This window comes from Stenotrophomonas sp. SBJS02 (assembly GCF_020428325.2).
GTDB classification, from domain to species: Bacteria; Pseudomonadota; Gammaproteobacteria; order Xanthomonadales; family Xanthomonadaceae; genus Stenotrophomonas; species Stenotrophomonas africana.
The window spans coordinates 3,436,380-3,460,490 of the sequence record NZ_CP109812.1 but is presented as its reverse complement, the minus strand read 5'-3'; the positions used below and the strand labels follow the sequence as shown (position 1 = coordinate 3,460,490).

15 protein-coding genes are annotated in these 24,111 nt (G+C 64.9%); 7 read left to right on the top strand and 8 right to left on the bottom strand.

Features of this window, described 5'->3' with window-relative positions; all coding sequences use genetic code 11:
- Nucleotides 1-76: 76 nt before the first annotated feature.
- A complete protein-coding gene (locus FQS62_RS16085) occupies nt 77-655 on the bottom strand; it encodes a C40 family peptidase (protein ID WP_170272479.1) in 579 nt (192 codons plus the stop codon).
- Between the two features lie 73 nt (nt 656-728).
- On the opposite strand from FQS62_RS16085, the gene FQS62_RS16080 reads away from it, so the two are divergent.
- The 7 genes from FQS62_RS16080 (at nt 729) to FQS62_RS16050 (ending at nt 7,374) form a co-directional block, all read left to right on the top strand.
- Nucleotides 729-1,211 carry an FKBP-type peptidyl-prolyl cis-trans isomerase gene (locus FQS62_RS16080; protein WP_043034821.1) on the top strand — a complete coding sequence of 161 codons (483 nt, stop codon included), beginning with the start codon at nt 729-731 and terminating at the stop codon, nt 1,209-1,211.
- Between the two features lie 99 nt (nt 1,212-1,310).
- A complete protein-coding gene (locus tag FQS62_RS16075; RefSeq protein WP_208043587.1) occupies nt 1,311-2,555 on the top strand; it encodes a DUF418 domain-containing protein in 1,245 nt (414 codons plus the stop codon).
- On the top strand, nt 2,555-3,808 hold the full coding sequence (locus tag FQS62_RS16070) for an FAD-dependent oxidoreductase (RefSeq protein ID WP_226053503.1): 1,254 nt from the start codon (nt 2,555-2,557) through the stop codon (nt 3,806-3,808). Before FQS62_RS16075 ends, FQS62_RS16070 begins: the two co-directional genes overlap by 1 nt.
- Entirely contained in the window at nt 3,805-5,163 is a 1,359-nt protein-coding gene (gorA, locus tag FQS62_RS16065; protein ID WP_057501220.1) for a glutathione-disulfide reductase, read from the top strand. The genes FQS62_RS16070 and gorA overlap by 4 nt, the downstream gene beginning before the upstream one ends.
- A 187-nt stretch (nt 5,164-5,350) precedes the next feature.
- Nucleotides 5,351-6,271, top strand: a complete 921-nt coding sequence (locus FQS62_RS16060; RefSeq protein WP_049447732.1) for a DMT family transporter — start codon at nt 5,351-5,353, stop codon at nt 6,269-6,271.
- The gene (locus FQS62_RS16055) at nt 6,268-6,606 is read left to right on the top strand and encodes an MGMT family protein (protein ID WP_223224586.1); all 339 of its coding nucleotides are present in this window, start codon (nt 6,268-6,270) and stop codon (nt 6,604-6,606) included. The genes FQS62_RS16060 and FQS62_RS16055 overlap by 4 nt, the downstream gene beginning before the upstream one ends.
- Before the next feature lie 93 nt (nt 6,607-6,699).
- Nucleotides 6,700-7,374: a rhomboid family intramembrane serine protease gene (locus FQS62_RS16050; RefSeq protein ID WP_099588485.1), complete on the top strand. Its 675-nt coding sequence runs from the start codon at nt 6,700-6,702 to the stop codon at nt 7,372-7,374.
- A gap of 90 nt (nt 7,375-7,464) precedes the next feature.
- Here the strand turns inward: FQS62_RS16050 and FQS62_RS16045 are convergent, their stop codons facing one another.
- The 7 genes from FQS62_RS16045 to FQS62_RS16015 all read right to left on the bottom strand — a co-directional run bounded on the left by FQS62_RS16045 (nt 7,465) and on the right by FQS62_RS16015 (nt 24,029).
- Nucleotides 7,465-9,048 (bottom strand): phytoene desaturase family protein, encoded by a 1,584-nt coding sequence (locus FQS62_RS16045; protein ID WP_088479880.1) that lies wholly within the window; start codon nt 9,046-9,048, stop codon nt 7,465-7,467.
- 72 nt (nt 9,049-9,120) lie between these two features.
- Complete coding sequence (locus FQS62_RS16040; protein WP_057501223.1) at nt 9,121-9,615, bottom strand: VOC family protein; 495 nt, start codon at nt 9,613-9,615, stop codon at nt 9,121-9,123.
- Between the two features lie 124 nt (nt 9,616-9,739).
- Nucleotides 9,740-11,749, bottom strand: coding sequence for a M13 family metallopeptidase (locus FQS62_RS16035; protein WP_049447722.1), 2,010 nt, complete (start codon nt 11,747-11,749; stop codon nt 9,740-9,742).
- A gap of 158 nt (nt 11,750-11,907) precedes the next feature.
- Entirely contained in the window at nt 11,908-14,010 is a 2,103-nt protein-coding gene (locus FQS62_RS16030) for a M13 family metallopeptidase (RefSeq protein WP_208042998.1), read from the bottom strand.
- A gap of 189 nt (nt 14,011-14,199) precedes the next feature.
- Entirely contained in the window at nt 14,200-17,214 is a 3,015-nt protein-coding gene (locus tag FQS62_RS16025) for a TonB-dependent receptor domain-containing protein (protein ID WP_049447720.1), read from the bottom strand.
- 833 nt (nt 17,215-18,047) lie between these two features.
- A complete protein-coding gene (locus FQS62_RS16020; RefSeq protein ID WP_057501225.1) occupies nt 18,048-20,870 on the bottom strand; it encodes a TonB-dependent receptor domain-containing protein in 2,823 nt (940 codons plus the stop codon).
- A 363-nt stretch (nt 20,871-21,233) separates the two neighbouring features.
- On the bottom strand, nt 21,234-24,029 hold the full coding sequence (locus FQS62_RS16015) for a TonB-dependent receptor domain-containing protein (RefSeq protein WP_208042997.1): 2,796 nt from the start codon (nt 24,027-24,029) through the stop codon (nt 21,234-21,236).
- Nucleotides 24,030-24,111 lie beyond the last annotated feature (82 nt).

Genomic DNA, 24,111 nt, shown 5'->3' with positions numbered 1-24,111 from the left:
AGTTAAAAATTCCGTTAGTAAATCGTTAGTTGCACGGTGATGTACGTCACAGCTTTGAACATATAGCCTGTTCATTTTAGCGAAGGACGCGTTTCGCCCCTGTGTAGTGGTCCTTCCAGTAGGGACCGCTGAGCGAGTCGAGGCGCACGGTGCCGCCGGTGCTCGGCGCATGCACGAAACGCCCTTCACCGACATAAATACCGACATGGGTGACGCTGCCGCGGCTACCGAAGAACACCAGGTCGCCGGTGGCCAGACGCTGCGGATCGATCTTCGGACCCTGTACTGCCGCAAGGTCGCGCGAGGTGCGCGGCAGCCGCAGGTCCAGCATTTCGCGATAGACGTAGGCGACCAGGCCGCTGCAGTCGAAGCCAGAATCCGGGGTGTTGCCGCCGTAGCGGTAGGGCGTGCCGACCAGGCTGATGGCACGCATCAGCACCGAGTTGGCGGCTTCGGGGTTGTCCGGCACGGTCTTCGGCCAGTTCGCCGTCGGCGGGGGCGGCGCGGGGCGGGTGGCCTTGCCGCCGCCGCAGGCGGTCATGAGCACGGGCAGGGCCAGCAGCAGGGCCGGGGCGAGGAGCCGGCGCAGGCCGGACGAAACTGGCGTGATGTGCATGATCTCCGGATAATGCGCCACCTTAGGATTGGCCGTCATGATGGCGGCGTCCCCGCCGGGCGACAACCCGCCCCAACCCGCCTGCCTTCGGCAGATCCAGACAGAGTTGCGCATGAAGATCGAAAAAGACCGCGTTGTCCGCTTCCACTACACCGTTTCCGAAGTCGGCCAGGAGCCGATTGAGTCTTCCAAGGACCGCGGCGAGCCGCTGGCGATCCTGATCGGCCACGGCAACATCATCCCGGGCCTGGAAAACGCCATGATGGACAAGGAAGCCGGCGCGACCTTCAGCGTCGACGTCACCGCCGCCGATGCCTACGGCGAGCGCCGCGAGGGCCTGTCCCAGCGCGTGCCGAAGAAGCACTTCGGCAACACCAAGCTGGCCCCGGGCCAGCAGGTGGTGCTGCAGACCAACTTCGGCCCGCGTGCGGTGACCGTGCAGAAGGTCGGCATGAGCGTCGTCGACGTCGACCTGAACCATCCGATGGCCGGCAAGGACCTGCATTTCGACGTCGAAATCGTTGACGTGCGCGAAGCCGGCAAGGAAGAGATCGACCACGGCCACGTCCACGGTGACGGCGGCCACCAGCACTGATCGCAGCGCGATCATGGTGGAAGCAACGGCCCGCTTCGGCGGGCCGTTGCGTTTGTGGAACACGGCGCGGCCATCCACGGCGCGCGGGCCGGCGGCATAATGGCGGACCTGCCCGACGGATGCCCCGTGAACGCCGCTTCTCCTTCCCTGCAGCCGGTGGCTTCCGGCGAACGCATCGCCCTACTGGACGTGCTGCGCGGTGCCGCGTTGCTGGGCATCCTGCTGATGAACATCGAGGCCTTCAGCGGGCCGCTGGACCTGGCCTTCACCGGCATCGACGTGCGCTGGCAGGGCATCGACTACTGGGCCGATGCTTTCGTCTACGTGTTCGTGCAGGGCAAGTTCTTCACCCTGTTCTCGCTGCTGTTCGGCGCCGGCTTCGCGGTGATGGCGCAACGCGCCGAAGTGGCCGGACGCGACTTCACCCCTTTCTACCTGCGCCGCAGCGCAGGGCTGCTGCTGATCGGCCTGTGCCACGCGCTGCTGGTCTGGTCCGGTGACATCCTGGTGATGTATGCGCTGATCTCGCTTCCGTTGCTGGCCTGCCGAGAGGCACCTCGCAGCTGGTTGCCGTGGATGGGCGTGATCGTCTATCTGGGCGGCGTGGCGATGATGCTGCTGGTCGGCGCGATGGTGTCGATGGCTTCGGCGGAAGACGTGCAGAAGATGCTCGCCGACGCGCAGCAGAGCATCGAGCTGCAGCGCCAGGTCTATGGGCAGGGCAGCTGGATGCAGGCCAATGTGCAGCGCCTGAGCGAGTTCGGCACGTCGATGGGCGCGCTGCTGATCACCGGCCCGGAAGTGCTGGGCATGTTCCTGATCGGCAGCTGGTTCGCCGGCAGTGGTGCGCTGGCGGCGCCGGAGCGCTTCCCGCGGTTGTACGCGGTGCTGCGTTGGGTGGCACTGCCGCTGGGCTTGGTGGTCACGCTGCTGGGGGTTGCCTGGAAACCCTACCTGGCACCGGGTGCTTACGACCTGCCGGTGACAGCCGCAATGGCACTGGTGACGATCGGAGGCCTGCCGATGTGCCTGGGCTACCTGGCGTGGATCGTGCACTGGCGTGCGCGGTTGGCCTGGCTGGCCCCGGTCGGGCGCATGGCGTTGAGTCACTATCTGGGTCAGTCGCTGCTGTGCACCTGGTTGTTCTATCACTATGGCCTGGGCGGCTTCGAGCTGATGCCGCGCAGCGTGCAGCTGCTGTTCGCACTGTTGTTGTTTGCCGTGCAGGTGGCCCTTTCGCATGTCTGGTTGCGCCGCTTCCGCTTTGGCCCGATGGAATGGCTGTGGCGTGCGATGACCTACCGGCAGTGGCCGCCGATGCGGCGCGAGGCCGGGCAGGGCTGATCGATGCAGGCGCGCGCGAGGATGTGATCGTGGTCGGCGCCGGTGCCATTGGACTGGCCGCCGCACTCGCGCTGCGCGCACAGGGCCGGCAGGTGCGGGTGATCGACCGTGGGCGTGTCGGCGGCGCGACCTCGCATGGCAACTGCGGCACCATCACGCCCAGCCACGCGCCGCCGTTGGCAGCGCCTGGCGTGCCGTTGCGTGCGCTGCGCTGGATGCTCGATCCGCGTGCGCCGCTGTACGTGCGTACACGCCTGGACCCAGCATTGTGGCGCTGGCTGCTGCAGTTCGGGGCGCGCTGCAACGCGCGTGACTGGCTGCACGCCACGCGGGCGCGCGGCGCACTGTTGAATGATTCACGGCTGCGCCTGGTGCAGTGGGTGCAGACGCATGCGCTGGACTGCGAGTTCGAGGCGCGCGGGCTGGACTACGTATTCGGCGATGCCCGCAATTTCGATCATCATGCTGCCGAGTGCGAGGCGCTGAACGCGCAGGGTATTGCCACAAGCTGCATCGGCGGCGCCGACTATGCGCGCGACAATCCGGCGTTCCATGATCGCCTTGCCGGTGCGATCCACTTACCCGGCGATGCGCAGCTGCGTCCGGACCGCTACACCGCCGAACTTGCGCGCGTGCTGCGCGCACAGGACGTGGTGATCGAAGAGCAGTCGGACGTGCAGGATTTCAGCGCCGACGCGCAGGGTGTGCGCGTGCGTGTCGGTGAACGCATGCTGCGGGCGCGCGAGCTGGTGCTGGCCACCGGGCCGTGGTCACCGCGCTGGGCACGGCAACTGGATCTGCGCGTGCCGATCCAACCCGGCAAGGGCTACTCGCTGACCTGGTCACGACCGGCGCAGGTGCCGCAGCGTCCAGTCGTGCTGAAGGACCATTCCGTGTTCGTGATTGCCTGGCGTGAAGCACTGCGGCTGGGCGGCACCATGGAATTCGCCGGTGCCGACCCGCAGCTGCGCACGACCCGCCTGCAGGCCCTGCAGCACGCCGCCGACCACTACCTGCGCACGCCGCGTGGTGCGCAGCTGCAGGAGCAGTGGTGCGGTTGGCGCCCCATGAGCGTGGACGACGTGCCGTTGATCGGCCGTGCACCCGCGCATCCTCACGTCTGGCTTGCAGTGGGGCATGGCATGCTCGGCATCAGCATGAGCGCCGGCACCGGCCAGCTGATCGCCGATCTCGTCTGCGGCCGCACGCCGGCGATCGATCCAGCCCCTTACCGACCCGAGCGATTCCGATGAGCACAGCACCCTATGATTACGACCTGATCGTCCTTGGCGGCGGCTCCGCCGGCCTGGCTGGCGCGATCCGGGCCGCGCAGTACGGCAAGCGCGTGGCGCTGCTGGAGCCCGGCGAACTGGGCGGCACCTGTGTCAATGTCGGCTGCGTGCCGAAGAAGGCGATGTGGCTGGCGGCCGACCTGCACGAGCGCATCGGCCTGGCCAGTGCGATGGGCTTCGATGTCGAGGCACGCCCGGCGCTGTCGTGGAAGGAACTGGTGATCCATCGCCAGGCCTACATCAGCAACATCCACACCAGCTACCATAAGCGCCTGGATGAAACCGGCGTGGTGCGCATTCCCGCGCGCGGCCATCTGCTCGATGCGCACACCGTGGCCTGCAGCGATGGCGTGCGTTACAGCGCCGAGCACATCCTGATCGCCACCGGCGCGCACCCGCTGCGGCCCGACATTCCCGGCGCGGAGCTGGGCCTGGTTTCCGATGATTTCTTCGACCTGCGTGCGGCACCAGCCGAGGTGGCGATCATCGGTGGCGGTTACATTGCAGTGGAGCTGGCCGGATTGCTGCAGGCACTGGGCAGCAAGGTGAGCCTGCTGGTGCGCGGCAAGCGCCTGCTGGAGCGCTTCGACTACGAGCTGACCGACCAGTTGGCCGAGAACCTGAAGCAGCAGGGCGTACGGATTCATTTCGGCTATCGCCTGCGCGAACTGCAGCGCGATGGCGAACGCGTTCGTGCGTTCGGCCATGACGGCCCGATCGACAGTGTGTTCGATGCGGTGTTCTTCGCTGCCGGCCGCCGTGGAAACAGTCGTGATCTGGGCCTGGAAGCGCTCGGTATCGGCATCGGCGAACACCAGCAGGTGCAGGTGGATGAATGGCAGACCACCTCTGTGCCGAGCGTGCATGCCGTGGGTGACATCGCTGGCAAGGTGGGCCTGACCCCGGTGGCGGTGGCGGCTTCGCGGCGGCTGATGGACCGCCTGTTCGGGGGGCGCCCGCAGTCGAAGATGGATTACGAGAACGTGGCCAGCGTGGTGTTCTCGCATCCGCCGCTGGGCGCTGTGGGCATGAGCGAGGAAGACGCGCGTGCATGTTTCGACCAGGTGAGCGTCTACCACAGCCGTTTCCGTCCGATGCTGCAGGCGCTGGCCAACGGTACCCAGCGCAGCCTGTTCAAGATGGTCTGTGCGGGTCCGGAAGAACGGGTGGTGGGCATCCACCTGCTGGGCGAAGCGGCCGACGAGATCCTGCAGGGTTTCGCAGTGGCGGTGAAGATGGGCGCGACCAAGGCCCAGTTCGACGACACCGTGGCGATCCACCCGACCTCGGCCGAGGAAGTGGTGCTGATGCGCTGAGCGGGGCGGTTGTAGAGCCGAGCCTGTGCTCGGCCGTCGCTCTTTGTAGAGTCGAGCCATGCTCGACTGCGGTGGAAAGGCAGTCGAGCATGGCTCGACTCTACAAGGCGGGCGCCAGGCGCACCCATGCGACAATGGACGCCCTTACGCCTTCCCTGGCCGCCCCGTGCGGCCCGCCGTCGTCCTGATGTCCAGCCCCGCTTCCCGTATCGCCACCGCTTCCCCGCGCATCGCGCTGGGGGGTATCGGCCTGGCCGCGATCGGCGCCATCGCCGCCTCCGGCAAGGCCATCATCGTCAAGCTCGGCCTACGTCACGGCGTGGATGCCACCACGCTGCTCGCCCTGCGCATGCTGATGGCGCTGCCGCTGTTCGTAGTGATGGCAGTGTGGGCTGCACGCCGGGCCACGCCGCTGTCCTGGGCCGACCGCGCCCGCGTGCTGTGGCTGGGCTTCACCGGCTACTACCTGTCCAGCCTGCTCGACTTCCAGGGACTGCAGTACATCAGCGTGACTCTGGAGCGCCTGATTCTTTACTTGAACCCGACCCTGGTGCTGCTGATCAACGTGCTGCTGGCGCGCCAGCGGCCGGGCCGGTGGCAGATCGGTGCGTTGGTGCTGAGCTATCTGGGCGTGCTGCTGGCCTTCGGGCACGACCTGCAGCGCGAGGGCGGACAGATCATCGTCGGCAGCCTGCTGGTGCTGGGCAGTGCGCTCAGCTACGCGCTGTACCTGTTCGGCAGTGGGCAGGTGGTCGCGCGCATCGGTGCGGTGCGGCTGACCGCCTATGCCAGCTGTGTGGCCAGCGTGCTGGTGCTGCTGCATTTCGCGGTGACCCATCCACTGCCGCTGCTGTGGCAGGCGCCGGCGCCGGTGCAGTGGCTGTCGCTGGTCAATGCCACCGTGTGCACGGTGCTGCCGGTACTGGCGATCATGCTGGCGGTGCAGCGCGTGGGTTCGTCGCTGGCCGCGCAGGTCGGTATGCTGGGCCCTGTATCCACCATCGTGATGAGCCTATGGCTGCTCGACGAACCGATGGGGCCGGCGCAGATCGCCGGCACCGTGCTGGTGCTGATCGGCGTTCTGCTGGTGACCCGTCTGCGGCGCTGACGCCGGAGCAGGCGCGTGCGCGCATCCTGGCGGTGATCCGCGCGATTCCGGCGGGGCAGGTGATGGGCTATGGGCAGGTGGCGATGCGCGCAGGCTTGCCCGGGCGTGCGCGCCTGACCGCTCGCATCCTCGGCCAGAACGATGACCCGGACCTGCCCTGGCACCGCGTGCTGCGCTCGGACGGACGCATCGCCATGGAAGAAGGTTCGGCTGGGTGGCGCGAGCAGTCGCAGCGGCTGCGTGCCGAGGGCGTGCGGGTGGAGAACGGCCGGGTCCGGATGCCGGCGACCGATCCGGCGGCGGCGCTGGATGCTGCCGTGTGGGGCCCGGGCTGAGCACCGCTGGCGACTGAACAGGCCGGACCTGAGGGTCGCCAACAAGACACGGTGCTGCGGCTATGATGGAGGCCGTTCCATGCCGGTGCTCCCATGTTCCCGCGACTGCCAACCGTCACCAAGGCCCTGCTGATCGCCAATGCGATCCTGTTCCTGCTGCAGCAGCCGTTCCTGCTCGGCATGCAGACCTTCGAGCCGTTCATGCTGCAACCACTGCAGCAGGGCTTCGATGCGTTCTCGCCGGGGGGCAACTTCCAGCCGTGGCAGCTGCTGACCTATGGCTTCCTGCATGGCAGCTTCGGGCACCTGTTCTTCAACATGCTGGCCGTCTTCATGTTCGGCGCGCCGCTGGAGCAGACCTGGGGCGAGAAGCGCTTCCTGCTCTATTACCTGGTGTGCGTGGCCGGTGCCGGCGTCTGTCAATTGCTGGTGGGGACGCTGCTGGAAAACCCGGCCACGGTGCTGGGCGCCTCCGGCGGCGTGTTCGGCCTGCTGCTGGCCTACGGCATGCTGTTCCCGAACCAGCGGGTGATGCTGCTGTTCCCGCCGATTCCGATGAAGGCGCGGACCTTCGTGATCTTGTTTGGCGTGGGTGAGCTGGTCCTGGGCATGACCGGCTGGCAGCCGGGCGTGGCCCATTTCGCGCACCTCGGCGGCATGCTGTTCGGCTGGCTGTTGATCCGTTACTGGCGCGGGCAATCGCCGTTCAACAAGCGCCGCCCGCCGGGTCCACCGAAGCGCCCGAACCATCTGCGCAGCATCAAATGATCCGAAGGATCATTTGATGCTGTAGGTGCCAACCTTGGTTGGCACACCTTCTCCCATGCAGGTGGGTGCCGACCGTTGGTCGGCACACCTTCACAGATCCCGCAACACCACCTGCGCTGCGTTGTGGCCCGGCGCACCGGTGACGCCGCCGCCGGGATGGGTTCCCGAACCGCACAGGTACAGGCCGGGCAGGGCGCCGCGGTAGCCAGCCTGGCCGACCATCGGCCGCGCCGAGAACAACTGGTTGGCACTCAGCGCGCCGTGGAAGATGTCGCCACCGACCAGGCCGAAGGTGCGTTCCAGATCCAGCGGCGACAACGCCTGCCGACCGAGGACGCTGTCAGCGAAGCCGGGCGCATAGCGTTCGACGGTGGCGATCATCAGGTCAGCCACGGTTTCCCGGTGATCATCCCAATGGCGGCCCCCAGGCAACACCGGTGCCACGTGCTGGCAGAACAGGCTGGCCACGTGCTGTCCGGGCGGGGCCAGGGAATCGTCCAGCGTGCTGGGAATCAGCATTTCCACGATCGGTTCGCGTGACCAGCCATCGCGGCGGGCGTCCAGCCAGGCGCGATCCATGTAGTCCAGGCTGGGTGCCATGATGATGCCGGCGCTGAGGTGATCGCCTCGGCCGGGCAGGGCGCTGAAATCCGGCAGCCGAGACAGCGCCACGTTCATCCGGAACGTGCCCGAACCGCAGCGCCAGTTCGCCATGCGTTCGCGTGTGGCAGCGGGCACCTGCGACGGTTCCAGCAATTGTTCGTACAGCAGCTTTGGATTGACGTTGGCGATCACCGTACGTGCGCGCAGAACTTCGCCATCAGCCAGTTCCACGCCCACTGCGCGACTCTGCTCGATCAACACGCGCTGCACACCAGCCTCCATGCGCAGCTCCGCACCGGCCTCGCGTGCAGCGGCGGCGATGGCCTGGCTGATCGCGCCCATGCCGCCGATCGCATGGCCCCATGCACCTTTCACGCCGTTGCACTGGCCGAACACGTGATGCAGCAACACATAGGCACTGCCCGGCGTGTAGGGACTGGCATAGTTGCCGACGATGCCATCGAATCCGAACAGCGCCTTGATCGGTTCGCTTTCGAACCAGCGATCCAGATACTCGGCCGCCGACAGCGTGAACAGGTCCAGCAGTTCCTGGCGCAGTGGAGCATCCAGTGTCGCCAGTTCGCGGCCGAGTTTCCCCATCTGCCACAGGGCGGGCAGGGTATGCCAACCGCCTGCTACGCCCAGGTCCGGCGGCGCGCGCAAGGCCCATGCGCGCAGCACGTCGGCGAAGATCTCCAGGCGTGCTTCGTACGCGGGCAGGCGCTGTGCGTCCCGCTCGGAGAACTTGGCGACTTCGGCCTGGGTGCGGCCAGGCGCCGACAACAGGTGGCGGCCGTCCGGCAATGGCAGGAAGTTGTTGGCCGGACGCGCGACGATACGCAGCCCATGCGCATGCAGCTGCAGATCGTCGATCACTTTCGGCTGCAGCAGCGAGACCGTGTACGACGCGACCGAGTTGCGGAAGCCGGGATGGAACTCCTCGGTGACTGCGGCGCCGCCGAGCACGCCGCGCCGTTCAAGGACCAGCGCCTTCTTTCCGGCACGTGCCAGGTAGGCGGCGCAGACCAGGCCATTGTGGCCACCACCGATGATGATCGCATCCCAGGACATCAGCACCTCTGGAAAAAGGGGACGGAGGGGATCAAGTCGCAATCTGCATCTGAGTGCAGGGGGAGAAACGACTTAATCCCCTCCGTCCCCTTTTTTGATTGCCGCTTCGATGGTCGCGATGTCGATCTTCTTCATCGGCATCATCGCGTTGAAGGCGCGCTTGGCCAATGCCTTGTCCTTGCTGGTCACCGCTTCGATCAGCATGCGCGGGCTGATCTGCCAGGAGATGCCCCAGCGATCCTTGCACCAGCCGCATTGGCTCTCCTGGCCACCGTTGCCGACGATGGCGTTCCACAGACGGTCGGTCTCAGCCTGGTCCTCGGTCTGGATCTGGAAGGAAAACGCTTCGCTGTGCTTGAACGCAGGCCCACCATTGAGACCGACGCAGGGGATGCCGCAGACAGTGAATTCGACGGTCAGTACGTTGCCTTCCTTGCCGTCGGGGTAGTCGCCCGGTGCGTGATGCACGGCGGTCACCGCGCTGTCGGGCAGGATGCTGGCATAGAAGGTGGCGGCATCGAGCGCGCCGTTGTCGTACCAGACACAGATGGTGTTCTTGTGTGCCATGTCGGGGCTCCGCGTTGGACGAAGCTGCAGCGATAGCACGCCCGGTGTTAACCCGGGATCGTGCTGCACCCGCAAAAAAAAGGGCGCCCGAAGGCGCCCTCTGCATTACCGTGTGGCAGCTGGTTCAGCGCCAGACCTTGATCTGCTCGGCTTCGCTGCGCTGCATCGGCTGGCCGGCCTTGCAGCTGAAGGTGGCACCGAAGGCCGGCAGGTTGGCCAGCGTGCCATTGCTGCGCCACAGGCCCGGTGCACGGATGTCGGCGGTCAGGCGGCGCACGGCCTCGTTCGGAGACAGCTGCTGCGCCCACAGCGCCGACCAGGCGCGGAAGAAGCCCTGCTGCTGGGTCTGCTTGGCCTTCGGTTCCTGTGCGGTGTAGGCCGCCCAGGCCAGTTCCAGACCGGCGATGTCGGCCAGATTCTCTTCCTGGGTAAGCGTGCCGTTGACCTTGGCACCCTTCACGCCCGGGAAGTCGTAGGCGCCGTACTGCGCAGCCACGCGGTTGCCGAGCAGGGTCCAGGCGGTCTTGTCGGCCGGGGTCCACCAGCTGCGCAGCTCGCCCTTGGCGTCGACCAGCGCACCCTTGGCGTCGATCGCACGGGTCAGCTCATGGCCGACCAGGCCACCGAAGCTGCCGAACTTGTCGGCGGCGTCAGCCTTGGCGTTGAACACCGGCCCCTGCAGGATCGCGGCGGTGACGATCAGGCGGTTCTGGGCCAGATCGTAGGCCAGCGAAGGCTGCTGCGGCAGCACGTCCCAACGGCGGTCGGCGTTGCCCTTGCCGATGCGCTTCATTTCCTCGCGATGGCGCCAGGTTGAAGCAATCAGCATGTTGCCGCCGAACGAGCCACGACCCATCGGCTGCACGCTGTAGTCGAGGTCGCGCAGCGGGGTGCCGATCTCGATCTTCAGCGCGGCCAGCTTGGCCTGCGCTTCGGTCTTGGCCTCGGCACTCATCCAGCTGCTGTTCTTGACCGCTTCGATCTGCACTTCGCGCACCTTGTCGACGATCCACGCCGCCTGGCGACGGTCTTCGGCCGACAGGTAGCGGGCGGCGTATTCGCGGCCGACCATCGGGCCAGCGGCCACGTTGATCGCATCGAGCACGTCTTCCCAACGCTGCGGCGGCAGGGTCTCGCCACGCAGCACGCGGCCACGGAATTCAAACTCGGCGTCGCGATAGGCCTTGGACAGGTACGGCGCCATCGAGTCGCCCACGCGCCAGCGCAGGTAGGCCTTCCACTGGTCCGGCTTGAGCTTGGTGACCATGCCGTCGAGCTGCTTGAACAGGCCCGGGTCGGCCAGCGAGACCAGGTCGTCATCCACGCCCTGTGCCTTCAGGAACGCATCCAGCTGCAGATTTCGGTAACGGCTGTTGAGCTCCTTGGTGGAGATCGGCGCGTAGTTGTTGAACGGGTTGTTGATGCCGGCCAGCGACTGCGCATTGCGCGCCAGCTCGGTTTCCAGCGCGATCACCGCCTGCGACTCGGCATCCAGCTTGGCGGCCGGGGTGCCGGTCAGCGCCAGGATCTGCTTGACGTAGGCGCGGTAGCGGCCCATCAGGGCTACGGTGTCGGCGTCGGTGCGGGTATAGAACGCCGGGTCCGGCAGGCCCATGCCGCCCTGCATGAAGTAGCCGATGTGACGGTCCAGCGCCTTCAGATCGACGTCGGGGCCGAAGTTGAAGGCCACCGGGATGCCGACCTGGTGCAGCGCGGCGATCGATGCCGGCACATCCTTGGCCTTCTTGATGGCGTTGATGCGGGTCAGCAGCGGGGCGATCGGGTTGGAACCGTCCGCTTCCACGGCGGCTTCGTCCAGGCCACTGGCCCAGAAGTCGCCCAGCAGTTTCTGCACGTTGCCCTGCGGCGATTTCATCGCGGCGTCGAGCAGTTCACGCTGCTGCTGGCGGCTGCGGTCGACCAGCTGGCCAAGCGCGGTGGTGGCGCCGGTCTGCGGCACCGGATTGGCCTTCAGCCAGCCTGCGTTGGTAGCGTCATAGAAGTCGCTGCACTGGGCACTGACGGCCGGAGCGCGTGCGGCCTTCTTCTTGGCGGCGGCGAACGCATCGTGGGTCGGGACCAGGGTCGCCAGGCTGATGCCCAGGGCGATGGCAAGCGGACGGAAGTTGGGCATGTGGAACGAATCCGTGATGGATTGAGGGCGCGCGCACTATAGCAAGCCGCGCATCGACGCGGCATGCACGCATCACGCCGCGCTCGCAGGGCGCCGCCAAAAACAAAGGCCCGGGAATTCCCGGGCCTCTGCAGGTCTGCCGCAGCGTCAGCCGTGGCTTACCAGATCACCACCTGCTGCTCGCCGGTGCGGGCCATCGGCGAACCGGCCTTGCACTGGAAGGCCGCGGCAAAAGTCGGCAGGTTCGACGGCGCACCCATGGCGCGGAACTGCGCCGGGGCATGCGGGTCGGTGGCCAGGCGGACCTTGGCGTTTTCCGGGGTGTACTTGGTGCGCCACACGGTGGCCCAGTTGAAGAAGAAGCGCTGGTCGCGGGTGAAGCCATCGACCTTTGCATCTTCCTTGCCGGCGGAGGCCTTCTGCAGCGCGTCGTAGGCGGTGGCCAGGCCGCCCAGGTCGGCGATGTTCTCGCCCAGGGTCAGGTGGCCGTTCACCGCCTGGCCGTCGATCTTGTACTGGTCGAACTGCTTGACCAGCTTGCCGGTCAGGCCTTCGAAGTTCTTCTTGTCGGCCGGGGTCCACCAGTCTTCCATGTTGCCGGTCGGCCCGAAGCGCGCACCCTGGTCATCGTAGCCGTGGGTCATCTCATGACCGATCACCGCACCGATGCCGCCGTAGTTCAGCGCGTCGTCGGCCTTCGGATCGAAGAACGGCGGCTGCAGGATGGCGGCCGGGAACACGATCTCGTTCTGCAGCGGGTTGTAGTAGGCGTTGACCGTCTGCGGGGTCATGCCCCACTCGGTCTTGTCCACCGGCTTGCCGATCTTGGACAGGTTGAACTTGTAGTTGAACTCACTGGCCGCGCGCACATTGCCCAGATAGCTGTCGCGCTGGGTCTGCAGGCCCGCCCAGTCACGCCACTTGTCCGGGTAACCGATCTTCGGGGTGAAGGTTTCCCACTTGGCGATGGCCTTGGCCTTGGTTTCCTCGCTCATCCAGCTCAGGCCCTGGATGCGTTCCTTCAGCGAGGCGGCCAGGTTCTTCACCAGCTCTTCCATCTTCGCCTTGGCTTCCGGCGAGAAGGCAACCTTCACGTACAGCTGGCCGAAGGCTTCGCCGGCATCGTTCTCGATGGTGCCCAGCACGCGCTTCCAGCGCGGCTTCTGTTCCTTCTGGCCGTTGAGGGTCTTGCCGTAGAACTCGTAGTTCTCCTGCACGAAGGCGTCAGCCAGGTACGGCGAGGCGCTGTCCACGGTGTGGAAGCGCAGGTAGGCGCGCCACACCGACGGATCGGTGTCGCCCAGCGCCTTGCTTACTTCCTCATGGAAAGCCGGCATGGCCAGCGAGAACTTCTCCGGCGCGGCCACGCCCTGCGACTTGAAGAACTCGGTCCAGCTGAAGTTCGGGGTCAGCTTGTCGGCGTCGGCCAGGGTGACCGGGTTGTAGAACAGCTCGACGTTGCGCGACAGCTCCACGCGCGACTTGGAGGCCTTGGCCAGGCGGGTCTCGAACTTCACCACGTCCTCGGCCTGCTTGGCTGCATCGGCTGCAGCCAAGCCGGACAGCTCCAGCACCTTGGCGACGTGCGCCTGGTAGGCCTTCAGCTTGTCGGCATTCTTGGCGTCGGTGTAATAGGTGGTGTCCGGCAGGCCCAGGCCGCCCTGGCTGGCGTAGGCCATGTTCACGGCCGAGTTCTTGAAGTCGGCCTCGGCGCCGAAGCCGAACAGGACGTTGTCGCCCTTGGCGGCGCTGCTGCGCAGGTAGTTGGCGATGGCCGCCTTGTCCTGCAGGCCGTCGATCGCGGTCAGGTCGGCCTTCAACGGCTCGATGCCTTGCGCGTTGATCTTGGCCTCGTCCATGCCGGTGGCCCACAGGTCGCCGACGATCTTCTCGATGTGGTTCGGGTTCTTCACCTGCGCGACCTGCTCGGCCAGCTGGTGCTGCACGGCCACCGAGCGCTCGTCGAGGATGGTGAAGGCACCCCAGCTGGTGCGGTCGCCCGGAATTTCATTGGCGGCCAGCCACTTGCTGTTCACGTAGTCGCCGAAGGCGCCACAGGCGTCCTTGCTGGCATCCAGATCGCCGGGCTGGAAAGCGTTGTAGGCCGGCAGCTTGCTCTCGTCCAGCGTGTAGTGGGTGGCTTCGGCCGCAGCCGGCGTGGAGGCGGTGGCGTCCTTGGCCGGGGCTTCAGTCTTGCCGCAGCCAACCAATGCGGCCGAAACGGCCAGGGTCAGCAGCACGATCTTGGGATTACGGGTCACTTGAATGGCCTCCAGGCCGAGTGAGTCAGGGAAGGGCCGCAGGACGGCCGTGGGCCGAACGATACGCCGCCAGCCTGACCTGCAAGGGTGTCGAAGGTCATGGCCGGGCGCAAGGGGGCAGGGCCGCGGCCGGAAAAAGACAGACCCGGCAAAAGCCGGGCCTGTCGGGGTGCTGCGGTTCTGGATGGATCAGAACTTGTAGGTGGCGCCCATATACATGTAACGGCCGATGTTGTCGTACATCGCTGAACCGACATCGGAGCCGAAGTAGTTCACCGGCGGGTCCTTGTCGAAGGCGTTGTCGATGCCCAGGTAGACGTCGATCTTGTCACCCGGGAAGCGGTAGCCGAACTGGAAGTTGTGGTACGTGTACGAGCCGTTGCGGATCGGACTGGTCTGTCCCGGGTTGGCCTGGTAGCTCTTCGGCTGCACACGCAGGTTCGGGCCAACGTAGGTCATGTCCCACGACGCGCGCCACTGGCCCAGCGAGTACTTGGTCTGCAACTGGCCACGCCAGCGCGGATCGGTCACCCAGGTGACGTTCTCGTCGTACTCGTTCGGGAAGGCCTGGAAGGCCCACTCGCGCGACTGCAGCAGACGGGTGCCCACCAGGCGGATGACGGTGTCACCCTCGGCCAGCTTGAAGCGGTAGTCCATTTCCAGATCGACGCCGACGCGACGCGAGCGGGCCAGGTTTTCGTTCAGCGCAACCCAGCGGCTGATCGAGTATTCCGGGAAGGTGCGGCCGCCAGCATCGGTCTTGCCGCCCACCGGTGCGCGTTCGATGAAGCCGCAGAAGCTGTTGTTGATCCCCCCCGGCGAATCCACGCAACGGGTTGCATTGGTCTGCGCGGTCACCGCACCAATGGCGTCCTTCAGACTGATCCACCAGTAGTCGACGGACATGCCGAAGCCCTGCAGGAAATCAGGCTGCCAGACCAGGCCATAGGTGAAGCTGCGTGCGCGTTCCGGCTTCAGGTCCGGATTGCCGCCGCTGACGCCCGGGCGGGTGGCAGTGTAGGTGTCGACCCAGCCGACCGGCACGCCCAGCGCCGAGCAGTTGGCCTGGCGCAGTGCCGGGTCCGCCGCGGTGTTCGGGCGGTTCGGGTTGGTGGCCAGGTAGTTGCAGGGGTCGTTGACCGTGGCGAAGTTTTCGCTCTGCGGGTTGTACAGCTCACCGATGCTCGGTGCGCGCACCGCCTGCGACAGGGTGCCGCGGGCACGCAGCGACGGGATGATGGTCCAGTCCAGGCCCACCTTCCAGGTGGTGGTCTTGCCGATGCTGCTGTAGTCCGACCAGCGGCCTGCGGCGTCCAGGGTCAGGTTGTAGATGCCCGGGATGTCGGCCAGCAGCGGCACGGTGGTTTCAACGAAGGCCTCGCGCACGTCGTACTTGCCCATGCGGTTGGGAATGGCGTTGAGGAAGGTCAGGCCCTGCGCGGCCAGCGGATCGGTGATTTCGCGGCTCTTTTCGCGGCGGTATTCCACACCACCGGCCACGCCGACGTCACCGGCCGGCAGGCTGAAGAGCGAGCCGTTGGCCAGCGACGCGCTGAACACCGACTGCTGCAGGCGCGAGTAGTTGAACGAATTGACGTTCATCCAGTCACGCGCGGCCTGGGTCACAGCTCCGTTGCCGAACACCGAGAACGGCACGCAGCCTTCGCGGGCGAACTGCGAGTACACGCGGTTGCCGTTGTTGGGATTGGTCGCGTTCGGGTTCAGCGTGGTGCGGCAGACGATCTCGCCATTGGCCGGGTTGACCACGGTATCCAAGCCGGCCTGCCAACGCTCGTTGATGCGGTTGTTGAGGTTCCAGCGCTTGACTTCGCTCTGGCCCCAATTGCCGTAAACGTCGTAGGTCCAGTTCTCGGTCAGGTTGCCTTCAATGCCCAGCACGAAGCGCTGGGTGTTGCGCTCCACGTGCTCACCACGCTGGCCGGCGTCGACGTTGAAGCGGCTCAGGGTCAGCTGGCTCAGGCCGGCGCTGGTCATCAGTGCGCGCAGTTCCGGCGACACGTAGGCGTTATCGCGCTGGATGCGCAGGGTCTGGTCGAACGACGGCTGTGCCAGGAAGTCGGACACCGTTTCGGTGTACTTGCCCTCGAAGTACAGGCGGTGGTTGTCGGTCAGGTCGAAGTTGACGACCGTGTTGATGCTCTTGCGGTCGAACTTCGGCTGCAGGTCGGCAACCGAGTTAAGGTCGGCGAAATCACAGTTCACGCAACTGGTTGCGCTGACCACGGTGCCGTCGTAGCGCTGCTTGCGGAAGGTGCCATCCGGGTTGAACTGGTAGCGGTTGCCCCAGGTAGCCGGATTGTTCGGGTTGAAGGTACCAATGTTGAAGGTACCGCCGAAGGAGATCGAGTGGTTGCCGCCCGGGCCTGCCAGCACGGTTTCCGGGTTGCTTTCGCTGGACGGCTTGCTGCTGTCGTAGTTCGGGTTGCGCACCGACACCAGGAACTCGTTGCCGATGGCGCGGTCGGTGCGGACGAAGCGGTCCTGCTTGCTGTATTCAAGGGCGACAGCGGCGTTGCCGCGGCCACCGGCGAAGTCGGTGCCGGCCGAGGCACTGATGAAGGAACGGTTGAAGCCGCCTTCGCTGGCCATGCCGGTCTGACCGCGTACTTCAGCCCCGTCGAAGGACTTCTTCATGATGAAGTTGACCACACCAGCCACAGCGTCGGCGCCATACACCGCCGATGCACCACCGGTGATCACTTCCACGCGCTCGATCCATTCCACCGGAATGGTGTTGACGTCCACGGCGGAGGAGCCGGAGGTTGCGCCGACGTGACGGCGGCCATTGACCAGTACCAGGGTGCGGGAGGTGCCCATGCCACGCAGGTCCATCAGACCCACACCGGCGGTGCCGATGAAGCGGGTCGAGTTGCCCAGGGTATAGGTCGGGGTCAGCGCCGGCAGGCGGGTCATCAGGTCGCCGATGTTGTTCGCACCGGTGGCACGGATTTCCTCGGCGGTGATGGCCGTAACCGGGGAGGGGGTCACGAAGCCGGTACGCGCAATGCGCGAGCCGGTCACGCTGACGCGATCGAGGTCGATCGGGTTGGAACCTGAGCTGGCTTCCTGGGCCAGGGCCGGGCCGGCAGCGGCCATCATCAGACCGACCAGCAGGGCGTTGGTCAGCGGGTGGCGGCCGGGAGTGCGGTTGTACGTCATCGAGTGGATCCCCCTAGTGGACAGAATTCTTTCGCTTCCGTGCAGTTGTTATGTTGATGTTCAGATGTCGTCCTGACTTGACGCGAACCTAACATGGTCTTAACGCAAATTGGCCATTTGCTGGGAGAGCTGACACATTCCGCATCAGTTGGCTACATAAAAGTGCAACAAATACAGCGACTTGGTATCAGTTGTAATCGTGGCATCGAGATCTTCCAGTGGATGCTGAATGGGCTGTTAAGGTCAACTTTGCGCAAAGTGGCGGTTGGCTTTGCGCGGGGAGACATGCGCGGGGGACCCGAGGGTCTCTGTGCCCGACATGCCTGTACGGTGCGTTCAGCTGCAGCAGGCCGGCGGGTCAGGGGGTGACGACCGTCCTGCAAGGCGGGACATCCCACCCGCCTGCAGCTGGCCCGGCCAGGTCGCCTTGCAGCATCACCTCAAGATTGCACGAGGCGGCGAAGCAACCCGTCCGCGGGGCATTGGATTCATCAGGCGATCAATGCTCGGACGGGAGATCGGTAGGCCGTTCGAACGGCTTTTGAACGTAGTTGTGCTGCGCACCAATGTCGCCAACTTCCGCTGGGCTCAGAGCGTGCCTCATGTTGCCGGCAGTGCCGCCTGACTGCGGATCAACGTGATTGCCGATTCCTTTCAGATCCAACGGCCTTGGGTGTCGAGCCAGGTCGGCAAGGTTTCATTCCGCGACTTTTCAGGGGGTTGTTGCAAGAAAGTAAAGATTGAAAATCCATTTCAGCGTTTTGGCCGGAATCGGGCAAAAAAGACCCCGCCGAAGCGGGGTCCTGGTGTTCTGCAGGAACGCCCCCGCCTGGGCGGGGCGTCCAGCAGGGAGGGGCTTACTTCCTGCCGAAGTCGTACTGCGCCTGCACATAGATCGCCCGTCCGTAGGCGTTGTACAGGGAGTTGTTGTACGGCACGTCGATGTTGCCGGCATAGGAGTGCTGCTGGTTGTCCGGCACCTTGTTGAACAGGTTGTTGACCATCAGCGAGAACGTCAGGTTGTCCATCGCGCGATAGCTCACGCTCAGGTTGTAGGTGGTGTACGAGCCCCACTTGCCGGCCTTGTAGCCGGACGTCGGGTCGACAAAGTCGTAGCCGCGACCCAGGTAGGACATGTAGTTCGGCGTGCGGCCGATGTAGTTGAAGTACAGGGTGGTGGTGAACTTGTCCAACGCCCAGCCGATCGAGCCATCGGCGCGGACCTTGGCGTAGGAGTCATACACCCACATCGCGTACGGGTTGCCCAGCAGGTCCAGGAACGGATCATTGAGCTGCGGCTGCAGTTCGCGCTTGAGCATGTTGGTGTAGTTGCTGGCGAACTGCAGGGAGCCGAAGCGGCCGATGTCCTGCACGTACTTGAAGCTCGCGGTGAGCGCCTCGAGGTTCTGGCGCGCCACGTTCAGCTTCGGCGTGTAGATCTCCTCCAGGGCGCCGGTGGCGTCACGGGTGACCCAGTTGGCCACCTCGTCACAGGTGGCGCCTGCGGTGTTGGTCAGACCGTTGCGGCAGTAATACTCCGCCAGCAGCAACTGGTCGGAACTGAGGGTGTTGACCTCGTTCTTGATCTTCCAGTTGTAGTAGTCCAGCGATACCGACAGATTGTTGATCGGCGCCCACACCAGGCCGGCGTTCCACACATCGGCAGTGATCGGCTTCAGTGACGGATTGCCCGACTGCGTGCCGAACACCGACACGCTGCCATAGCGGCAGTCCACCGTGTTGGACGGATCGAAACCGAGCTGGCCGCAGCGGTAGTAGTCCTTGGAGCCATTGGCGTAATAGCCGCTCTTGCCCTGGAAGGCATCGGGCAGGGACGGTGCTCGGAACGCGGTGCCGTACTTGCCGCGGACCAGCAGGCTTTCGAAGGGCCGGAACTCGACGCCGATACTGTAAGTGGGCTTGTCAACGGTATTGCCGGCGATCTTGAAGTTGTCGTACCGACCCGAGGCCGTCACCGTCAGCATGTCGTGCAGTGGCAGGCGCAGTTCGCCGGTCACCGCATAGTTGCTGCGGTGGCCATTGCCGGCCACGGAGGTGGTTCCGAACACGGTGCCGTCGGTCAGGCGTACATCCGGGGTGTAGTCCCAGCCTTCACTGCCGCCCTCGACGACTGCCGCAAAGCCGGCATCACCACCGGGCAGCTTGAACAGCGAACTGTTGGTGAGCTGGGCCCGGGTCTGGGTCTGCCAGGTGCGGCTGCGGCTGGTGGTGAAACCGGTGAAGCTCTGGAACGCCCCGTCTGGCAGTCTGGAATAGAAGGCGCCCCAGTTCGGGTTGTAGATGTTGTAGCCATCATCGGTCTCGCCCAGCACCGGACCCAGCACGTTGTCGGCGAACCAGTTGTTGATCGGATCGTTCCAGCGCGCATAACCGCGCTCATTGAGCTTGTACTCGCCGCGGGTGATGCTGGCCTCGTAATCCCAGTTGCTGCCGATCGAACCGCGTGCGCCGAACGTGACCTGATAGGACTTGCTGCGGTCGGTATTCATGATGTCGCGGTAGCCACCGCCGCCGATGTCTTCGGGGGCGAACACGCGCTGCAGGCCCAGATAGCGACCGCTGGACTGATCGAAGAACGGACCCATGCTGATATCCGTGCCCCAGTAGTTGTAGCCGGCACCGGTGTTGTACTTGACGGTTTCGTAGCTGTAGAGGACATCGCCGAACAGCTGCAGGTTGTCATTCACATCGTAGGTCAGCGACGAATAGAACTGGCTGCTTTCCTTGCTGTTCTTGATCGTCTTGTAACCCGCGCCGAACGCGGAGCCGCAAGATTGTCCAGCGCGGCGTGTACCGAGGATGGTGGTGCCGTCGAACTGGCCGGCAACGCCGGCGCAGTTGTTCGGGTCCATCATCAGGAAGTCGTCGGTTTCCGCATCGAAGACCAGGAAGTCGTTCGAGGGGAGCTGGCGGGTGTAGCCCCGGGGATTGTTCTGCGTGGTGATGTCGCGCTGGTAGCCCCAGATCGGGTTGGTTTTTTCGTACTGCACGTTGACCAGTGCGCGGAAGCGGTCGTCGCGGCTGTTGAAGCCGTTGGCCGCGCTCACGCGGAAGCTGGCGCCGCCGCCATCCGAGTACGCGCCGCCACGCACGTTCAGGGTGCCGCCGTCCATGCGTTCCTTGAGGATGATGTTGACCACGCCGGCGATCGCGTCCGAACCGTAGAGCGACGACTGACCGCCAGGCAGGACTTCGATGCGGTCGACGATGTCGATCGGAATGCCACTGATGTTGTTGAACGCGTCGCTGCCGTTGTACAGCGCCGGGTAGGACAGCATCGGGCGGCCGTTGATCAGGTACTTGGTGTAGCCCGGATTCAGGCCGAACATGCCGGCCGCTTCGGCGCCCTGGGTGAACGACGCGGAGGTCTGGCCGCCCTGCAGGCCGCCGGTGGTCAGCGAGGACTGCTGCAGCACTTCGGCAACGCTGGAGAAGCCGCGCGCCTGGATCGCCTCAGCACTGATGGTCAGCACCGGCGTCTGGTTTTCGATCTGCGTCTGCGGAATCAGCGACCCGGTGACCGTGACGCGGTCAAGGTTGGTGGCCGCGCTCTTGCTTTCCTGAGCGAGCGCGACAGTGCTGGCGCTGGCAAGGAACAAGCCGCTGAGCACGGCACTGGTGAGCGGGTGGCGTGAGAACAAGAAGCGACTGCGAGACATGCGATTACTCCGTGTGATCGTAAGAACGCGTTTTCCCTTCCAGGGGCTCGGTTTCTGTTCGGCCGCGTCAACAGGTCATGCCGCGCGCGGTCGCTGAAACCTAACATGCGCTTAATTTGAAATGCACCGATTTGTAACCAAGCTTGACGAGCTTCGTCACAATTCCGTCCTCTTCTCTTTTCAAACAACAACTTGCAGATACTGTCTGGTTTTGCCGAGTGTGGCGGAATGAATGTCGATCAAATGACCGTATTAATAATCGAGACATTTATTAGATTATTTTCCGGGTTGTTCATTGCCCAAAAAAAAAGGCCCCGCCGAAGCGGGGCCTGGTCCAGACACTAAGTCCGGAAAACGACGGGATTACTTGCCGAAGTCGTACTTGGCCTGCACGTACACGGTGCGGCCGTAGACGTTGTACAGGTAGTTGTTGAACGGCGTGCCGGAGGTGCCCTGGTAGCTGTGGGCCTGCTGCTCGGGCATCTTGTTGAACACGTTGTTGACCATCAGCGACAGGGTCAGGTCATCCTGCGCGCGGTAGTTCACGCTCAGGTTGTACGTGGTGTACGAAGCCCACTTGCCTGCCTTGTAGCCCGACGCGGCGTGGGTGTACTCGTAGCCGTTCAGGCCTGCCAGGTAGTTCGGGGTGTGGCCGATGTAGTTCGCGTACAGCGTGGTGGTCCACTTGTCCAGCGACCAGGCCACCGACGCGTCGGAACGGACCTTGGCGTAGCTGTCGTAGTTCCACATCGACTTCGGGTTGCCCAGCAGGTCCTGGAAGTCCTCACCCGGCTGCGCCTGCACTTCACGCTTCAGCATGTTGGTGTAGTTGCCCGAGAACTGCAGCGAACCGAAGCGGCCGATGTCCTGCAGGTACTTGAAGCCGACGGTCACGGCCTGCAGGTTCTGGCGGGCCACGTTCATCTTCGGGGTGTACAGCGAGCTCAGGTTGCCGGCCGAGTCACGGGTGACCCAGTCAGTCACGTTCTGGCAGGTGGCCGAGGAGCCGTTCGGAAGGCCGTTGCGGCAGTAGTACTCAGCCAGCAGCAGCTGGTCGGTGCTGGCCGTATCGACTTCGTTCTCGATCTTCCAGTTGTAGTAGTCGGCCGAGATCGACAGGTTCGCCATCGGCGCCCAGACGATGCCCGCGTTCCAGACGTCGGCGGTGATCGGCTCCAGGTCCGGGTTGCCGGCACGCTCGGAGTAGACCGAGACGCTGTCGGCGTAGCGGCAGGCGTCGGTGTTACCCGGGGTGTAGCCCAGCTCGCCGCAACGGTAGTAGTCGGTCGAGTTGGCAGCGTAGTAGCCGCTGCGGCCCTGGAAGGCGTCGGGCAGGGTCGGCGCGCGGAAGGCGGTGCCGTACTTGCCGCGGAACAGCAGGCTTTCGATCGGACGGAACTCAACGCCCACGCTGTAGGTGGCCTTGTCGACGGTGTTGTCGGCGATCTTGAAGGCGTCATAGCGACCGGAAGCGGTCACCGTCAGCGACTCCAGCAGCGGCATGCGCAGCTCGCTGGTCACCGCGTAGTTGCTGCGATGGCCGTTGCCGGCAACAGCCGACGAGCCCCACACATCGCCGTCCAGCAGGCGCTGGTCCGGGCTGTAGTCCCAGCCTTCGCTGCCGCCTTCGACGACCACGGCCAGGCCGGCATCACCGCCCGGAAGCGAGAACAGCGAGCCATTGGTGACCTGCGCACGTGCCAGGTTCTGCCAGGTGCGGGCATGGTTGGTGGTGTAGCCGGTGAAGCCAGCGAAATCTTCCGGCGAGATCGGCGAGTAGAACGCGCCCCAGTTGGTGTTGTAGATGCCGAAGCCATCCTTGGTGCCCAGCTGCGGGCCCAGCACCTTGTCGGTGAAGTAGCTGTTGATGGCATTGCCGAAGCGCTGGAACTTGCTTTCATCCAGGCGGTATTCGCCGCGGGTGAAGCTCAGGCTGTAGTCCCAGTTGCCGACCGCGCCCTTGCCGCCCAGGGTGACCTGGTAAGCACGGCTCTTGTCGTTGTTCAGGATGCCCTTGTAGCCTTCGCCGCCGATGTCTTCCGGAGCGAACGCGCGCTGCAGGTTGACCAGCTTGCCCGACGCCTGGTCGTAGAAGCCGCCCATGCCGCTCTTCGTGCCCCACCACAGGTAGTTCGAGCCCGAGGTGTATTCGGTCTTTTCCTTGCTGTACAGCACGTCGGCGAACAGCTGGAAGTTGTCGTTCACGTCGAAGGTCATCGACGAGTAGAACTGGCCGCTGTCCTTGCCGTTCTTCAGGGTCTTGTAGCCGGCGCCGAAGACCGAACCGCAGGACTGGCCGGTCGGGCGGTTGGCCAGCACGGTGGTGCCATCGAACTGGCCGGCGACGTTGGCGCAGTTGCTCGGGTCCATCATGTACAGCGCATTGGTCTTGGCGTCGATGACGGCGAAGTCGTTCGACGGCAGCTGTGCGGTGTAGCCGTGGGTGTTGTTCTGCTTGGTCAGGTCGCGCTGGTAGCCCCAGATCGGGTTGCTGCTTTCGATCTGCACGTTGACCAGTGCATTGAAGCGGTTGTCCAGTGCCGAGAAGCCGTGGGCGCCGCTGATGCGGAAGCTGCTGCCGCCGCCTTCAGTGGTGGTGCCGCCACGCACGGACAGGCTGCCGCCTTCCATGTGGTCCTTCAGGATGATGTTGACCACGCCGGCGATCGCGTCCGAACCGTACAGGGAGGACTGGCCACCCGGCAGGACTTCGATGCGCTCGACGATGTCGATCGGAATGCCGCTGATGTTGTTGAACGCGTCGCCGCCGTTGTACAGCGCCGGGTAGGACATCATCGGGCGGCCGTTGATCAGGTACTTGGTGTACCCCGGGTTCAGGCCGAACATGCCAGCGGCTTCAGCGCCCTGGGTGAACGAGGCGGAGGTCTGGCCGCCCTGGATGCCGCCGGTGGTCAGCGAGGACTGCTGCAGCACTTCGGCGACGCTGTTGAAGCCGCGCGACTGGATGGCTTCAGCGCTGATGGTCATGACCGGGGTCTGGGTCTCAACCTGGGTCTGCGGGATCAGCGAGCCGGTGACGGTGATCTTGTCCAGGTTGGTGGCCTTGTCCTGGGCCATTGCCGGCGAGGCGGCGACCAGGGCGGAGATCAAGGCGACAGCGAGGGTGTTGCGACGTGCGGAATTGCGAAGGTCTTTCATGTAGTTCCGTTCAAAGAGCAAATACGAATACGGCACTGCGCATGCGCCATCGTGGGTGCCGTGAAACAGCGACGCAGCCCAA

Bases quoted from the DNA above. Each gene is read 5' to 3' on its own strand.
- FQS62_RS16085 (WP_170272479.1), bottom strand. From the start codon at position 655: ATGACGGCCAATCCTAAGGTGGCGCATTATCCGGAGATCATGCACATC.
- FQS62_RS16080 (WP_043034821.1), top strand. From the start codon at position 729: ATGAAGATCGAAAAAGACCGCGTTGTCCGCTTCCACTACACCGTTTCC.
- FQS62_RS16075 (WP_208043587.1), top strand. From the start codon at position 1,311: ATGGCGGACCTGCCCGACGGATGCCCCGTGAACGCCGCTTCTCCTTCC.
- gorA (WP_057501220.1), top strand. From the start codon at position 3,805: ATGAGCACAGCACCCTATGATTACGACCTGATCGTCCTTGGCGGCGGC.
- FQS62_RS16060 (WP_049447732.1), top strand. From the start codon at position 5,351: ATGTCCAGCCCCGCTTCCCGTATCGCCACCGCTTCCCCGCGCATCGCG.
- FQS62_RS16050 (WP_099588485.1), top strand. From the start codon at position 6,700: ATGTTCCCGCGACTGCCAACCGTCACCAAGGCCCTGCTGATCGCCAAT.
- FQS62_RS16045 (WP_088479880.1), bottom strand. From the start codon at position 9,048: ATGTCCTGGGATGCGATCATCATCGGTGGTGGCCACAATGGCCTGGTC.
- FQS62_RS16040 (WP_057501223.1), bottom strand. From the start codon at position 9,615: ATGGCACACAAGAACACCATCTGTGTCTGGTACGACAACGGCGCGCTC.
- FQS62_RS16035 (WP_049447722.1), bottom strand. From the start codon at position 11,749: ATGCCCAACTTCCGTCCGCTTGCCATCGCCCTGGGCATCAGCCTGGCG.
- FQS62_RS16020 (WP_057501225.1), bottom strand. From the start codon at position 20,870: ATGTCTCGCAGTCGCTTCTTGTTCTCACGCCACCCGCTCACCAGTGCC.
- FQS62_RS16015 (WP_208042997.1), bottom strand. From the start codon at position 24,029: ATGAAAGACCTTCGCAATTCCGCACGTCGCAACACCCTCGCTGTCGCC.